The 15,191-nt window shown below is 51.8% G+C and carries 17 protein-coding genes; 8 read left to right on the forward strand and 9 right to left on the reverse strand.

The annotated features are described in order from the left end of the window. Positions 1-91: 91 nt before the first annotated feature. The 5 genes from ACO0LI_RS21215 to ACO0LI_RS21235 form a co-directional block, all read right to left on the reverse strand. Positions 92-640, reverse strand: a complete 549-nt coding sequence (locus tag ACO0LI_RS21215; protein ID WP_422951984.1) for a cysteine hydrolase family protein — start codon at positions 638-640, stop codon at positions 92-94. Between the two features lie 7 nt (positions 641-647). Next, positions 648-1,385: a metallophosphoesterase family protein gene (locus tag ACO0LI_RS21220; protein ID WP_422951985.1), complete on the reverse strand. Its 738-nt coding sequence runs from the start codon at positions 1,383-1,385 to the stop codon at positions 648-650. A gap of 31 nt (positions 1,386-1,416) precedes the next feature. Continuing rightward, positions 1,417-1,944 carry a GNAT family N-acetyltransferase gene (locus ACO0LI_RS21225; protein WP_422951986.1) on the reverse strand — a complete coding sequence of 176 codons (528 nt, stop codon included), beginning with the start codon at positions 1,942-1,944 and terminating at the stop codon, positions 1,417-1,419. A gap of 35 nt (positions 1,945-1,979) precedes the next feature. Further along, a complete protein-coding gene (locus tag ACO0LI_RS21230; RefSeq protein ID WP_422951987.1) occupies positions 1,980-2,537 on the reverse strand; it encodes a helix-turn-helix domain-containing protein in 558 nt (185 codons plus the stop codon). 77 nt (positions 2,538-2,614) lie between these two features. Then, a complete protein-coding gene (locus ACO0LI_RS21235; protein ID WP_422951988.1) occupies positions 2,615-3,790 on the reverse strand; it encodes an aminotransferase class V-fold PLP-dependent enzyme in 1,176 nt (391 codons plus the stop codon). 131 nt (positions 3,791-3,921) lie between these two features. On the opposite strand from ACO0LI_RS21235, the gene ACO0LI_RS21240 reads away from it, so the two are divergent. The 3 genes from ACO0LI_RS21240 (at position 3,922) to ACO0LI_RS21250 (ending at position 7,229) form a co-directional block, all read left to right on the forward strand. After that, positions 3,922-5,310, forward strand: a complete 1,389-nt coding sequence (locus ACO0LI_RS21240) for an ankyrin repeat domain-containing protein (RefSeq protein ID WP_422951989.1) — start codon at positions 3,922-3,924, stop codon at positions 5,308-5,310. A gap of 123 nt (positions 5,311-5,433) precedes the next feature. Continuing rightward, positions 5,434-6,444: a M14 family zinc carboxypeptidase gene (locus ACO0LI_RS21245; protein ID WP_422951990.1), complete on the forward strand. Its 1,011-nt coding sequence runs from the start codon at positions 5,434-5,436 to the stop codon at positions 6,442-6,444. After that, on the forward strand, positions 6,441-7,229 hold the full coding sequence (locus ACO0LI_RS21250; protein ID WP_422951991.1) for an alpha/beta fold hydrolase: 789 nt from the start codon (positions 6,441-6,443) through the stop codon (positions 7,227-7,229). Before ACO0LI_RS21245 ends, ACO0LI_RS21250 begins: the two co-directional genes overlap by 4 nt. On the opposite strand, the gene ACO0LI_RS21255 is transcribed toward ACO0LI_RS21250, so the two are convergent. After that, positions 7,192-8,106, reverse strand: coding sequence for a LysR family transcriptional regulator (locus tag ACO0LI_RS21255; protein WP_422951992.1), 915 nt, complete (start codon positions 8,104-8,106; stop codon positions 7,192-7,194). The two genes, ACO0LI_RS21250 and ACO0LI_RS21255, sit on opposite strands and share 38 nt — an antisense overlap. 128 nt (positions 8,107-8,234) lie before the next feature. Here ACO0LI_RS21255 and gstA point away from each other — a divergent pair, with 128 nt between their 5' ends. From gstA to ACO0LI_RS21280, 5 genes are all read left to right on the forward strand, one after another. Further along, positions 8,235-8,840, forward strand: a complete 606-nt coding sequence (gene gstA, locus ACO0LI_RS21260) for a glutathione transferase GstA (protein WP_423035068.1) — start codon at positions 8,235-8,237, stop codon at positions 8,838-8,840. 98 nt (positions 8,841-8,938) lie between these two features. Next, complete coding sequence (locus tag ACO0LI_RS21265; protein WP_422951994.1) at positions 8,939-9,316, forward strand: nuclear transport factor 2 family protein; 378 nt, start codon at positions 8,939-8,941, stop codon at positions 9,314-9,316. Positions 9,317-10,072: 756 nt separating this feature from the next. Beyond that, positions 10,073-11,050: an L-histidine N(alpha)-methyltransferase gene (gene egtD / locus ACO0LI_RS21270; protein ID WP_422951995.1), complete on the forward strand. Its 978-nt coding sequence runs from the start codon at positions 10,073-10,075 to the stop codon at positions 11,048-11,050. After that, entirely contained in the window at positions 11,034-12,281 is a 1,248-nt protein-coding gene (gene egtB / locus ACO0LI_RS21275) for an ergothioneine biosynthesis protein EgtB (RefSeq protein WP_423035070.1), read from the forward strand. Before egtD ends, egtB begins: the two co-directional genes overlap by 17 nt. A gap of 4 nt (positions 12,282-12,285) precedes the next feature. Next, positions 12,286-12,576 (forward strand): DUF427 domain-containing protein, encoded by a 291-nt coding sequence (locus tag ACO0LI_RS21280; RefSeq protein ID WP_422951997.1) that lies wholly within the window; start codon positions 12,286-12,288, stop codon positions 12,574-12,576. A gap of 51 nt (positions 12,577-12,627) precedes the next feature. Here ACO0LI_RS21280 and ACO0LI_RS21285 read toward each other — a convergent pair whose 3' ends face one another. The 3 genes from ACO0LI_RS21285 to ACO0LI_RS21295 all read right to left on the reverse strand — a co-directional run bounded on the left by ACO0LI_RS21285 (position 12,628) and on the right by ACO0LI_RS21295 (position 15,096). Further along, a complete protein-coding gene (locus ACO0LI_RS21285) occupies positions 12,628-13,542 on the reverse strand; it encodes a hydroxymethylglutaryl-CoA lyase (RefSeq protein WP_422951998.1) in 915 nt (304 codons plus the stop codon). 109 nt (positions 13,543-13,651) lie between these two features. Then, the gene (locus ACO0LI_RS21290) at positions 13,652-14,551 is read right to left on the reverse strand and encodes a fatty acid desaturase family protein (RefSeq protein WP_423035072.1); all 900 of its coding nucleotides are present in this window, start codon (positions 14,549-14,551) and stop codon (positions 13,652-13,654) included. Positions 14,552-14,565: 14 nt separating this feature from the next. Beyond that, on the reverse strand, positions 14,566-15,096 hold the full coding sequence (locus ACO0LI_RS21295; protein ID WP_423035074.1) for a hypothetical protein: 531 nt from the start codon (positions 15,094-15,096) through the stop codon (positions 14,566-14,568). Between the last annotated feature and the right edge of the window lie 95 nt (positions 15,097-15,191).

Raw genomic sequence — 15,191 nt, forward strand, 5'->3', positions numbered from 1 at the left:
GGGCATTTTATGAAATTTTTGGGTTTTGGGGTAGGTGGTGGCAGCGGTAATATTCGTTGCAAATTACCGCAGCGCATGTCTGACTGTGTCTTTAGTCCAGCAAGACTGCCGTATTGAGCACAGTCGCATACTCACCTTGCAGATTGCTCAGCGCATTGATGTGCACTTCTTCTGCCGTCTGTGGTTTGCCATTAAAATCCAGTCTGTCAAAACTGAAGCAGGCATCAGCCACTACCATAGTGTTGAAACCCAGGTTACCAGCACTGCGGGCTGTTGCCTCGACTGAATTATTGGTGCTGACACCGACGATGACCAAGTCTTTGATCGCACGCACATGCAGCCAGCGTTCCAGACCGGTATTGACGAAGGCATCCGTCACATTCTTCTCGACTACATGTTCACTGGTCAGCGGCAGTAAATTTTCTTGAAACTCATTACCTGGCTGCCCCGGCCAGAATAATGAACCTGGCGTGCGCGACATGTGCCTGACAAATACCACTGGCCTGCCAGCTACACGCCAGGCCAGCAGCAACTGACGAATATTTTCTTCAGCGCCGGGGTTATTTCTAGGGCCAGCTTCTGGTGTAGCCATGCCACGCTGCATGTCGATGATGATGAGTGCCGTGTTTTGATTTTTCATAAGTATTTTAGTGACTGACTTGATTCACGTAACCGCTTTGCAAGGCACTGACCCAGTCTTCACGCCCACGCAAGGCTGCAAGTTCTGCCATGTGCTGCCAGGTATAAGGGACATTGATCAGGCTGGCTGTCCAGCCATGCGGCATCTTTTCCAGGATGGCATAACGCGCATCGGGTGAACCTGACTCTATCCTGTGCGGGTAAGGGTAATCATATTCATAAGCAGGGTGACCAACACTGCCAGGATTGACGATGAGTTGCCCTGCCGCCGTACGTACACTGCGGGCGACATGGCTATGGCCACAGGCGATGACAGTGGAGGCCTGCTGTCCAAGCCTGTCTTCAATTTCTTGCGCAGTGGCATTCCTGTCTGCTACCTGCAGCAAGGTCGTGGTGTCGCTGGCTGGCGTGCCATGACAGAGCAAGACTTCTGCATTGAGTTGCAGCACTGGTTTCAAACCAGCCATCCATGCTTTTTGTTCTGCCGTGGTTTGCTGGTGCGCATACTTATCGCCAGAGCGTGAGCGCTCGTTCAGCTCCAGTATCTGGCGTTCATGATTGCCTGCCAGATGTATCCAGCCAGTTTGCGCCATCAAGAAATCTGCAGTCTCCTTTGGCAGCAAGGGGCCAGACAGGCTGTCGCCCAGATTGACGACCTGATCAACAGCACGCAAACGCAGATCAGCGGTCACTGCTTCAAGTGCGGCCAGATTACCGTGTATATCTGAAATCACTGCGATGCGCATTTGGTTTACTCCACTCTATCTGCTGAATCTGCTATATCTGTTTGTGAAAGAAAGTCGTCCCGCAAAATTCGCCATCCGGCATCAGGGCATAATTGGGTACCACGCCCACTTTCTGCCAACCTGCACGTTCATACAGGCGTTCGGCATCGCCACCTGTGACGGTATCAAGCACCAGCACAGACTTGCCTGCGGTTTTGGCAGCTTGCTCAACTGCCGCCATGAGTGCCTGTGCAATGCCCTTGCGACGCGCCCTCCTGTGTACCAGCATCTTGGCGACATCGGCGCGGTGCGGCTGGTTGTCTGGCATGGCGGTGATCAATTGTACCGTGCCCAGGATATCGCCGCTGTCATCGCTGGCAACCAGCAAGACCCGCTCCTTGCGCGCCACGCCTTCAGCCACGCCCTGCCAGAATTGCAGCGCACGTTCGCGCGGCAAAGGCCACATGAAACTGACGGATGCGCCACCGGCTACACAGTCCGTCAAGACATCGGTCAATGCAGCTACATTTGCCTGCGCTGCTGCGGCATCGAGAATCTGGATGTGGACTTGCTCAGACATGATTTACTCCATGAGTTGAAAACTGAAAGAGACTGCTACTTACACAGTGCAACGAGATAACGTGCCACGATTTTTCCAGGATTATGGAAAGTAATCGGCTTATCCAGCGCCATGGAAAGACAATCGCCGGTCTGCAAGTCCCAGACCTGCTCCCCAACGGAGAGACGCATCTGGCCCGCCAGTATCCAGACTTGCTGCTGTATATCGACATCACGGTGGAAACTGTCATAGCGCACGGTTTGCCCCGCCGGGAATTCAACTTCGACCAGTTGCAGGGGTGAAGGCAGGCCGGGAGACAGGTTGCGGCGCATGTAGCCAGAAGCGGGATCAGTCCAGCATACCTGCTCGGCCAGACGCGAGACTGGCAAAGCCGCGGCAGCAGGCGTGCTGTCTTCAAACAGAGACGCCAGAGTCACCCCCAGGCCCACCGCCAGTTTGTCTAGCGCGGCTGCGGTGGGGCTGCTCTCGCCTCTTTCTATGAGCGAAATATTCGAACGGCTGACGCCGCTGCGCTTGGCCAGCGCATCCAGCGACAGCTTTTGCTGATCGCGCAAGTCACGCACCCTGCGGGCAATAATCGTATTGATATCCATTATTTCCATTATATAGGATAATTAAATCCTGTAAACTGGAAATTATTTTATTGCCTTTGTGCTTACATCCCGCGCGATCAGGCTTGCGTCAGTTGTTTAATCGCTGCCACCAGCTTGTCGAGGTCTTCCAGGCTGGTATATAAATGCGGCGTCACCCTGACGATGTCATGCCCATCCAGATCGCGCGTGACGGTAAATATCTTATGCTCGCGCATGAGGTAATCAACAATCGCATGACCAGAATTGCCAGCGATACCAAAACCGGCAATCGCGCACGAGCGTTGTGGATCGGTAGGGGTCATGATGCGCACATCGGGCAAACCACGCACCTGATTGACCCAATATTGCGTCAGGTAGCGCAGGCGCGCTTCCTTGTTGGCGGAACCTATGGATGCATGAAACTGCAGCGCATCGACCACCGTCAGGATATTTGCTGGCGGCACCGTACCGACTTGCGTGAATTTGAAAATCTCATTGTCGGCAAATTTGGCATTGCCAAACAGCGGCGCAATATCCGCGACCCGGTTCTTGCGTATATACAGCATGCCCACGCCCAGCGGCACACCCAGCCATTTGTGCAAATTCACGGCGACAAAGTCAGCCCCCAGCTCGGTCATGCGGTAGTTCAGATGAGCAAAGGAATGCGCCGCATCAACCATGACATCAACACCGTGACGTTTCGCCATGACAGTGATTTTGGCAACTGGCATGATCTGCCCTGTCCTGTGCACGATATGAGTGACGAGAATGAGTTTGGTCCTGGGTGTAATCGCCTGCTCATACTGGGCGACGATTTCTTCATCACTGACAGGGTCGAAAGGTAATTGCAAATGCCGCAGTTGTATCTGTTTGCGCTGTTCCAACATCAGCAGGGTATCGATGACGAGATCGTAATCATGGGTAGCGAGGATGACTTCATCCCCCGCATGCAAGGGATAACCTTGCAACAGAATATTCATGCCCTCGATCAGATTGCGGGTCAGTACCAGCTCGCCCTCATCCACGCCACAAAAATCCTTGAGCGCCTGCATGACTTGCACAAACATCGGCGCATAACGCACCCGCAAGAAATACGAAGTCTCGGCATTCACCTGCGCCTGATAACGCTGGAAAGCTTCAAACACAGGCCGCGCCTGTACACCGAAATAGCCGTTTTCGAGATTGATGAAATCGGGTGAGACTGTGTACTGATCACGTATGCCTGACCAGTAGGTTTCATCATCTGCCGCGATGTGTTGCAAATTATTAGACAAAACAAACTCCTGTTTTAAATTAACCTAGATTAAGCGTGTGTTAATCTGTTTTCAAATGTCCTGCTTTCATTTCAGCATGCGTCTCTATAAGAGATATGCACGAAGATGAAAAGTTCCTTTGAATAGATAAAATGAATACACCAAATTTGTTACAAACCGTTTATAAAAATGGTACTGAACTATACGACGAAGTAAGGCAGATGATAGCCCAAGGTGCAGATATTGATCACATCACTGAGTATGGAGAGTCTGCACTCAGAGTCGCGTCCAACAATGGTCGCTTTGACATAGTCAAATTACTGCTGGATGCAGGTGCAGCAGAATACCAGCTTGAGTGGACAGATGTGATGCATGAAGTAGTGTTTGGGACGAATGCAAGCATTAGACAAAAAATCTCAGAAACTGGAAACCTGGAGACAGTAGATTTTTGGTCGCGTACGCCATTTTTGATGGCAGTGCAACTTGGTGATGATCAGAAAGTTTTATTACTACTGGAACTAGGCGCAAACAAAAACGCAGTTGGTCGTTGCAGTGCAAGCGCCATGCAATATGCCATCAAGAATAATCATGTAGCAATGCTGCAATTCTTGCTCAATACTGGATTTGACATTGAAGCCCGCGATGAATTTCTGAACACACCTCTTATCAGCGCCGCCTCACTTGGGCAACTGGATTGTGTCCGCTTTCTTATTGAGCATGGTGCTGATATCTACACGGAAAATCATATTCCCGAACGCGCTATAGAAGTAGCAAGCAATATGGATGTCATCAAACTCCTGGTCAACATGGGAGAAGATATCAACGACATCAGCGCAGAAATGCACGCGCAATTACTGGGAATAGCCTACAAGGAAAACCCGCAGGTAAGTAAAACAGACTATCTTGCAGCAAGATATAGGGAATTCGGTACAGGAAATGCGGTCAAGACCAATAAGCCGTTTTGGCTGGCGATGATACGCTCGGGCGCGTCTGCATGGCGTGCAAGTGAAACGTTTCATGATGATGGAAGTCACGATGACAACATCATCTGGTGCTATGAACGCTATGGCCGGACAACTAGCATTTTGCCAGATGGCCGCATCATAGAAATTGGTGGTGAGCACGAAGACTTTTATGACCCTGATTTCTGTATCTATAACGATGTCACTGTGTTTGAAAAGAGCGGTGACATCAATATCTATAGCTATGCCAGAGAAATTTTTCCGCCCACGGATTTTCATACAGCGACCCTGGTTGATGATGCGATTTTCATCATCGGCAGATTAGGCTATCAGGATGCGAGAATTGCTGGTCACACAGCCGTCTATAAACTGGATACGAAGTCACTAAAAATCAGCCCGTTTGATACCCAGGGCGATGACCCAGGTTTTATCAGCCGTCACAAGGCACGACTCAAAAATGACAAGATTTTTGTGTCCGGCGGCAAGCAGATTGTCATCATAGATGGTAAAGAAGACTATATAGCCAATACCAAAAATTATCAGCTATGCCTGAAAACTGCTGTTTGGTCGGTTATATAAATCTATTTTAAAAATCTGTCATCTGTTGGTCATAATTGATCAATTCTCGGTAAAAGCTGCGTGTTTCTTGCATTCTGCTTATAGCTCCTCTAGCATGGCGTGGTTAACTTTTAAGCACGCGCCATGTCTGCCCTGCCTGAACTGAATGAATTGGAACGTATTATCGCCCTGGGTCGTGGACAGCTGGAGGTCGATGTCTTGTGCGAGGTCGCGGTCAAGAGCAGGCAATTTCCGGTGTATAAACTGGCGCTCGGCAACCCTGATCCCAGTCTGCCTGCCATCGGTTTTTTTGGTGGCATACACGGGCTGGAACGCATAGGCACGCAAGTCTTGCTGACTTTCCTGCGCGGCTTGCTGACGCGCTTGTCGTGGGACAAGAGTTTGCAGCACATGTTGCAGGATGTGCGTCTGGTGTTCATGCCGCTGATCAATCCGGGTGGCATGTGGCAGGCGACGCGCTGCAATCCCAGCGGTGTCGATCTGATGCGCAATGCGCCGGTCGAAGCGCAGGACAAGGTGCCGTTCCTGCTCGGTGGACATCGTTACAGCCCGCGCCTGCCATGGTATCGCGGTGCTGCCGGCGCAGAGATGGAGGCAGAGAACCTGGCGCTGTGCCGCACCGTGCAACAGGAATTGCTGGCCCGCCCTTTCAGCATGGCGATAGATTGCCATTCAGGCTTTGGCTTGCGTGACCGCGTCTGGTTCCCGCATGCGCACAGTGTGCATCCCATAGACCATCTGGCTGACATCCTGGCGCTGGAAGAATTATTTGAGCAGACCCACCCGAATCATTCCTACCTGTTTGAACCGCAAAGCCTGCAATACCGCACCCATGGCGATATCTGGGATTACCTCTACCTGCAGGCGCAACAGGACAGCAGCAAAACCTTTTTGCCACTGACGCTGGAAATGGGATCGTGGCTATGGGTCAAGAAAAACCCTCGCCAGTTATTTTCGCGGCATGGCATGTTCAACCCGGTAGCGCAACACAGATTGAGCCGGGTTTTACGACGGCATAATTCCTGGCTGGATTTTCTGATGCGGGCAACCTGCGGCCATGCGCAATGGCTGGCACAGGGCCCTACCCGCCTGCGCTTGCAGGAGCGGGCTGTCGCACGCTGGTATAGACCATGACGACCTGGGTGCTATTGCGCGGTCTCATGCGCGAGAGCAGGCACTGGGGAGATTTTCCTGCACGCTTCCAGCAAACTGTTGGGGCGGAGCGCGTGCTATGCCTGGACTTCCCTGGCAACGGTCAATTACATGCTGAGCACAGCCTGACCACGGTAGCCGCAATGGCAGAGCATTGCCACCGGCAATTGCAGGTGCATGGGATAGCAGAGCCCGTGCAGGTATTGGCCGTGTCACTGGGTGCCATGGTGGCGCTAGCCTGGGCAGACCGGTATCCCGATGATTTGCAACGCGTGGTGCTGATCAACACCAGCGTGGCACCGCATAATCCCTTTTACCATAGACTGAGACCAGCAAATTATCCGGCATTGATTGCAACCATGTTATTTGGCTCAAGCGAGCAGCGCGAACGCTTGATCTTGCGCATCACCAGCAATCTGCAAACTGCAGAACAGGCCAAAGCAATCATCAAGCGCTGGACTGCATATGCACAGGAAAAACCTATTAGCGTCGGCAATATCCTGCGGCAATTACTGGCCGCCATGCGTTTTCGTGCACCACCATATTCGGGTAATGTTCCGTTGCTCTTGCTCGCAGGTAAACAGGACAAACTCGTCAATGCAGCTTGCTCAAGCAAACTCGCAGGCTTATGGCATTGCCCTCTGCACATGCATCCCACGGCAGGCCATGACTTGCCACTCGATGATGCGGACTGGGTCATACAACAAGTTGTGAACTGGCAGGTGGATGTCAATTTTGCGCCAGTTCTGCCACCAGAAAATCAATGAACACCCTGACGCGCAAGGGCAGGTGACGGTCACGCGGGTAGAGCAAGGAAAATGGCCGGGTGCGCCCTTTGAATTCTTGCAGCACCTCGACCATGCGGCCCATACGCAAATCATCTTCGACCATGAAGCGGGAAGCCTGCAACAGGCCAGCGCCATTTTTTGCGAGGGTGATGATGCCCAGCAAATCTTCTGAACAGGTCAGGCCACCTTTGGTCGGCCAATCGACATCCACGCCATCGCGCCTGAATATCCAGACGATGTTTTGTCCTGCACTGGGCAAGACAAATTGCAGGCATTCATGCCTGTCCAGGTCTTCCAGTCTGGTCGGCACGCCAAAACGCTGTAGATATTCTGGCGTGGCACAGACGACAATTTCAGTGTCTTCCAGACGGCGCGCAATCATGCCTGAATCCGGCGGGTTGCGGCCACGTATGACCAGGTCAAAGCCATCGGCGGTCAGATCAACATTGCGGTTGCTGAGTTGCAAATCGAGTTTGACCAGCGGGTACATCTGGCGGAATTTTGCCAACAGGGGCAATACCCGGTAATGCCCATAAGGCGTGGGCATGCTGATGCGCACCAGGCCAGCCGGTTGCATTTGCTGACCGGACACCTCACGCTCAGCCTCTACCAACTGGTTCAGCGCCTGCCGGCATTGAACGAAGTAGGCACGCCCAGCCTCGGTCAGCCGCAATTGCCGCGTGGTGCGCACAAACAGGCGCACACCTATGCGCTCTTCCAGTCGGGCTATAGAACGGCTGACCGCTGCTGGCGTCAAGCCGGCCGCATTGGCCGCATCCTTGAAGCTTTCCAGCTCTGCCGCCAGGCAAAACAATTCTATGCTGCCCAGCAATACATCTGCAAAATGTCGATTCACATTACACCATGTAATTTATAAAGTAACTTTCGCCTAGTTTATCAACTATTTCGTTTGGCATAGTATGCCGTCACGCCCTGCTCATCGTGACAGCGCAATCAGTCAACCTTTATCGAAAGCCCAAACCCATGAAACTCTATTTCTCCCCCGGTGCCTGCTCTTTGTCCCCACACATCATCCTGCGTGAAGCTGGCCTGGATTTCACTTTGCAAAAAGTCGATACCTATGTTCACAAAACTGCCGATGGAGTGGATTTCTACACCATCAATCTCAAAGGCCAGGTGCCCACGGTAGAACTTGATAATGGCGAGATACTGACTGAAGGTTCCATCATTGCCCAGTACATCGCTGAAAGCGCAGAAAACCGCGATTTGCTGCCAGCATCTGGCTTGCCACGTTACCGCGTGCTTGAATGGCAAAACTACATCAGCTCAGAATTGCACAAGTCCTTCGCACCACTGTTTGATGCGGACATGCCCGCGGAAGGCAAGACGCGAGTCGCAGAACTTTTGCGCAAAAAATTCGCCTGGGTCAACAGCCGTCTCGAAGGCCGCACTTACCTGACCGGTGACACCTTCACCGTCGCCGACGCTTATCTGTTCACCGTCAGCGGCTGGAGCAAACATGTGAACCTTGATATCAGTGACTTTACCCACCTGCAAAAATTTCTCGCCAGCGTCAAGGCCAGGCCGCATGTACAAGCTGCGCTGAAAGCAGAAGGTTTGCCTGCCTGAATCTGAAACGAAAGCCGCTTTGGCAAAAAATCCCGAAACGGCAGACAATACGGTAGCTCATGGATGACGCTACCGTATTCACATTTATAAAGGCAACAATGGAAACTGCATACCCCGACATTATCGCCATGCTGAATCGCTACTTCGATGGTCTGTACCACAGCGACACCAGCATACTCGCCCAGGTATTCCACCCCGAAGCCCATTACTACTGCGCCACCGAAGGACACCTACTGCACCTGGACATGCAGCAATACTTCCCCGCCGTCGACAAACGCCCCGCCCCCGCCAGCAAAAACGAAACCCGCCGCGACCGCATCATCTCCCTGGAAATCGCCGGCCCCGTCACCGCCTTCGCCCGCGTCGAATGCGCAATTGCCAACAAGTTTTTTACTGATTTTTTAACGCTGGTGAAACTGGATGGCAGGTGGCAGATTGTGAGTAAGGTGTTTCATTTTGAGTTGATGGATGCCTGAATAAAATCAATTGATTTTCAAAAATATGGACTCAGGTCGTATTGACGTTGCTTTTGACGTTGCTTTTGACCTTGATGTTGTTTTTGACCTTAGCAGTTCCCATGTGTCGACGCCGTTTGTGCAGTACAGAAAATGGAAAGAGAAGGACCGCTGTTTGAGCGTAGCGAGTTTCGGGCCTTCCCATTTTTTGTACTGCACAAACGGGAACCCCCTTTAGGGGGCGGCGACGCCTGGGTCGCCTTCTTTTGCTTACTTTTCTTGGCGAAAGCAAGAAAAGTGAGTAGCTGCCGGTCTACCACCGGCCTGCAATCTTAAATGACGATACATGTATTTGAAAAGCAAAGACTTGCGCAATACGAATCAAACATTAGACGCTACAACAGTATACGACGAACGCCGCTGGATTCCAGCTAACCCCATGCTGGAATGACGTTAATAAAGTTCTTGGTAATTGAAAGCATCCAACTAGGTTAGTGCTTGGAAAAAATTGGCGTGGGATGCCTGTCTAGTGAACTCCTTCAATAACTCAAAGAAATCACGTTATTGAGATTACCCCACTTTGTAGGAAAACCACCCGAGAAAACACCGTCCCAAGATTTTTCAAACAATAAGTTGTACACTGTGCCACACCAGAGTCCACAACCAGACTCACAGGCAAGCTCCGCATAAAGACGGGCTGAAAGCAAGGCCGTATTGAGTATCAAGCACAGACCAAAACCTGTTGGTCTGCCGATTGAATTTCTTAGCCCCAAAACCATGCCCGAATCCAATAGCCTGGCTAACACGGCCAACAACGTCACCACTGCGCGCACCACCGCACCCCATATTATCCGCGAGCTGGAAAATGGCCTGCTGGCCGATGCCGCCCATACCTCACCCAAGTATTTTTATGATGCGGTAGGCTCGGTCCTGTTTGAAGCGATTTGCGTGTTGCCGGAATATTATCCCACCCGCACTGAAGCAGAAATTTTTACCCAGCACATGGGCGACATGGCGCGGGTCATTGGTCTGGGTGGCAGCCTGATTGATCTGGGCGCGGGTAATTGCGCCAAGGCAGCGCGGCTGTTCCCGGTATTGCACCCTGACCAGTACGTCCCCATTGATATTTCTGTCCATCATTTGCAAGATGCGGTACGCCGCTTGCAGCAGCGCTTCCCGCATATAGAGATGACGGCACTGGGGCTGGATCTGGCACAGGACTGGAAACTGCCAGCAGAAGTAAGACGCGACAAGCGGCTGTTCTTTTACCCTGGTTCATCCATAGGTAATTTTGAACCGGAAGAAGCACTGGCATTTCTGTGCCATTTGCGTGCGGCGTGTGACAATGATGCGGGTATACTCATCGGCGTAGATCTGATCAAGGACAAAGCCTTGCTGGATGCGGCGTATGCTGACAGCCTGGGTGTTACCTCGGCCTTTAACCTGAATTTGTTACGTCACATCAATCATTTGCTGCATTCTGATTTTGATGTCAATCAATGGCAGCATGAGGCTTTTTTCAATACAGAAAAATCCCGCATAGAAATGCATTTGCGCGCCAGGGAAAATATCCAGGTCACCTGGCCGGGTGGGCAAAGAAATTTTATCAAGGGTGAACACATACACACGGAAAACAGCTATAAATACAGCATACAGGGCTTTAATGCCTTGCTGGCCGATGCTGGTTTTTCCCATAGCTGTCACTGGACGGACAAAAATGAATGGTTCGCCGTTATCCATGCCAAAGCTGCTTGATCACCTCACAGAGCTTGGGCAAAACCTGCAGCAGGCAGGCATAGTTGAACGCTGGCAAGCAATCCGCCTGCGCTCAGTCGCGATCGCTGCGCCTCTTTCTGCCGAAGACTGCATGGCGCAATCCATGCCCGATGCCAGCCCCATCAAATGGCATCTGGCGCATACGACATGGTTTTTCGAAACCTTTATCCTTGAGCAGTTTGAAGACGATTTCCAGGCTTTTCACACTGATTTCAGAGTACTGTTCAATTCCTATTACAACGGTGTCGGTGACAAACACCCGCGTGCGCAACGTGGCTTGCTGACACGTCCATCGCTGGACACCGTGCTGGCCTACAGGCGCAATGTCGATGAACGCATATTGCAATGCCAGGACAAGCTCAGCGATGCCCGCTTTGCATCCCTGCTGGAACTGGGCATGCAACATGAACAGCAACATCAGGAACTGATGCTGACTGACATCAAGCATCTGCTGTCATGCAATCCTTTATTCCCGGCTTTGTATCCCGCAGCAGACATGCGCAAACCCATGCCCGCCTCCAACACCCTGAGCTGGCAAGACTATGATGCCTGCCTGTGTGAAATTGGCCACGAGGGCAAGGGCTTTTCCTTTGATAATGAAGGGCCGCGCCACCGCCAATTCCTTGAGCCTTTCCAGCTCGCAACGCGTTTGATCAGCAATGCTGAATACCTGGAATTCATAGAAGATGGTGGCTACCAGAATTCCGCCCTGTGGCTGTCTGAAGGCTGGGACTGGATACAACAGCAAGACCTGCGTCACCCGTTGTACTGGCGCTATGATTTCCAGCAAGGCTGGCAAGAATTTGGCCTGCATGGCTTGCTGCCGCTGAATCCGCAGCAGGCGCTTGGACATATCTCGTATTTTGAAGCCAGTGCCTTTGCGACCTGGGCAGGGGCGCGCCTGCCTACCGAAGCTGAATGGGAATATGCAGCACAGCAGCATGAACTTGAAGGCCAACTGAGCCAGTTGTTTGGTCATGGCTGGCAATGGACCAGCAGCAGTTACAGCCCCTACCCCGGCTTTGTCCCGGCAGCAGGTGCAGTGGGTGAATACAATGGCAAATTCATGGTCAACCAGTATGTCTTGCGCGGTTCTTCTGCCTTTACCCCGGCAGGCCACAGCCGCGCCAGTTACCGCAATTTTTTCCCGGCAACAGCACGCTGGCAGTTGACCGGCCTGCGCCTGGCACGATCACTTATTGAGGAATAGTTTTATGCCTACCGCAAAATGGAAAGATACTGTCATCGCCCAGGCCAGCGATGGCGAGATTGTGAAGCTCGAAGGCAATATCTATTTCCCTAAAAATAGCGTCAATCCCGAACACTTGCGCGATAGTGACAAACACACGGTCTGCCCATGGAAGGGCACAGCCAGCTATTACGATGTTGTCGTCAACGGTGAAGTCAATGCAGATGCTGCCTGGTATTACCCTGAACCCAAGGATGCGGCTAAAGAAATAAACGGTTTCATTGCCTTCTGGCGCGGGGTAGAAGTTTCTGCCTGAACATGGCCTCATGCAAGCATCAACTTGCTTGCATGATATATGACACTGATTTTAGCCAAGACGTTTCGCCGCCAAAGCATTACCAGCACGGCTGACTGCCTTGCGCCCCAGATGGGCAGAAATGAATTGCCCTCCATCCACCACGGCATTCAAATCTATGCCAGTTTGTATGCCCAGACCCTGCATGAGGAAGAGTACGTCTTCTGTCGATACATTGCCGGTTGCACCTTTGGCATATGGGCAACCACCAAGGCCAGCAACGGATGAATGGAAGATGGAAATACCGACTTCCAGACTCGCATAGATATTCGCCAGCGCCTGACCATAGGTATCGTGGAAATGGCCGGACAAAGCCTCAACAGGAAAGTCCTGCGATACTCTTTGCATGACGTTTTGCACTTGCCGCGCTGTGCCTACACCTATGGTGTCAGCGATGTCGATTTCATCGCAACCGAGATCACGCAAACGCTGTACCACATCAGAGACACTATCAATGGCGACTTCACCCTGATAAGGGCAACCGAAGGCGCAAGAGATACTGCCGCGCAAGCGTATCTTGTTTGCTTTTGCGGCTTCAGCCACTTCGCGGAAACGCTCTATTGATTCAGCAATCGAGCAATTGATGTTTTTTTGTGCAAAGGCTTCCGAGGCTGAACTGAAAATCACTACTTCATCGGCACCGGCTGCCAGTGCAGCTTCAAAGCCTTTCATATTCGGCGTCAGCACAGAATAGATGACACCAGGCTTGCGCGTAATGCCTGCCATGACCTCTGCCGAGGTCGCCATTTGCGGCACCCATTTGGGCGAGACAAAAGAGGCGGCCTCTATGTTCACAAAGCCAGCCGCAGTCAGGCGGTTCACCAGCTCTATCTTGACGTCGGCGGGTATGCTTTCTTTTTCATTTTGCAAGCCGTCACGCGGTCCTACTTCGACAATTTTGACTTGCTTGGGCAGTGATGCATTCATGTTGTTTTTCCTAGGGCGCCAGTAAAGGCAGGCAATAACATCATTTTACCCCCAAGCTGGCTAAAGCCTGAACCTCCCCCCGTATTTCTACTTGTGCCAAAAGACCAATTCAAACCACATGCAATACCGCAACACCCAACTTATCGAAATAAGGGTCCAGCCTGTCTGCCAGTTGCGGCAGGTTATAGCTGGGCACTTGCGGGTACAGATGGTGTTCAAGATGATAAGAAAGATTGAACAATAAAGCCGGTATGATCTTGCCACGCAAGCTCCTGGCTTGTCCCAGTATGCAATTGTCCGGCTTGAAGTGCGGCAACCAGGCAGTAGTGACCGGATACAGGCAAGAACCTATGTACATGAATACGCAATAAGTCAGTGGCGCAGCAGTCCAGGGCAAAACAAGTATGGCAATCACAATTCCGAGGATGGCAGCGCACAGTTCGGCCAGCATCCAGCGCCTTTGCACCGGGCTTTTGGCGAGCCGGTAAGCATGCAGCCAATGACGTGCCAGATAGGTAGGCCCGGCTTTCAGCGCGCCCAGCAAACTCAGATGTGCAGGACTGCCTTCAAAATCATCATGCTCCAGGCAATGACTATGGTGGTGCAGATGCGCCTGGCGGAAGGCATGACCACTTTCCAGCAGCAGGATACTCATGGCAAACAGGATCCATTCTGTGCTGCGTGGCTTGAAACCGGCAGCGCCATGCAAGACATCATGGGTAAAAGTCACCGAGACCAGAAAATGCAAAACAAAAACCAGCGGCAGCAAGAGGTAATACTGCATGGAAAAAACCATGGCATAGACAGCCAGGGTCAGCAGTGGCAACACTGGCCAGATCAGGCTTTGTAATTTGCTGGCATCCAGCAAGTCCAGCCCCAGGCTGCTCAGATTCGGCAAACCAGCCTCGCGACGGTTGAGCGTGCTTACGGCAGTAGGTTGACGGGATGCTACTGCATTACGGCGAACGACAGGAAATACCGCATCAGTCAGGGTAACACTATGGTTCATGTTCATACTCCTGATCAGGGACGCAGCAAGTTGGCAAAGAAAAAGAACAGGTAGATGCACACGACCAGGCCAGCATCGAGATACTTGATACCCCAGCGCTGAAAAGCAAAGTTCATCGCTCTGTACAAATGCTGTATGAAAGAAACCGGCATTCTCAATAGTGGATAAAACAACAGTAATGCCAGCCATCTGGCGCCAGGAATGAACAGTAGTGGAAACACAGAAAGAGCCTGGACGATGCGGTAACCAGTCAGCAGGAATTCATTGCGCGGGCTCAGGAAATACCAGCGAAAACCCATCACATGCATGGAAAACGCAAATTTTTGCCGCTTGACTTTGGGTAAGCCAAACAAGATCAGCGACAAAATCCCATGCGCGAGCAAGAGACCAAAATCCACCAACAAGGCATAAGCAAGGTTTGCCCTGACAAAAAATTGCAACACAGGTGTGACGAGCATGGCCCAGGCAAGGAGACGGTTGAACCTGAGCCAGTTGGCCTTGGACAGCAAATTGAAATGGGAGAAGCTTGATGTAGTTGAGGTCATGATTTTTCCTGCTGCGCTTGATTGCTTGCGACTTTTTCGGGTGGCAGGTATGAAAACTGCCTGTCTCTTTATTCGCAAGCTGCGTGCCAGTCAAA

The sequence above is a fragment of the Undibacterium sp. Tian12W genome (assembly GCF_049339405.1).
Lineage (GTDB): Bacteria > Pseudomonadota > Gammaproteobacteria > Burkholderiales > Burkholderiaceae_D > Undibacterium.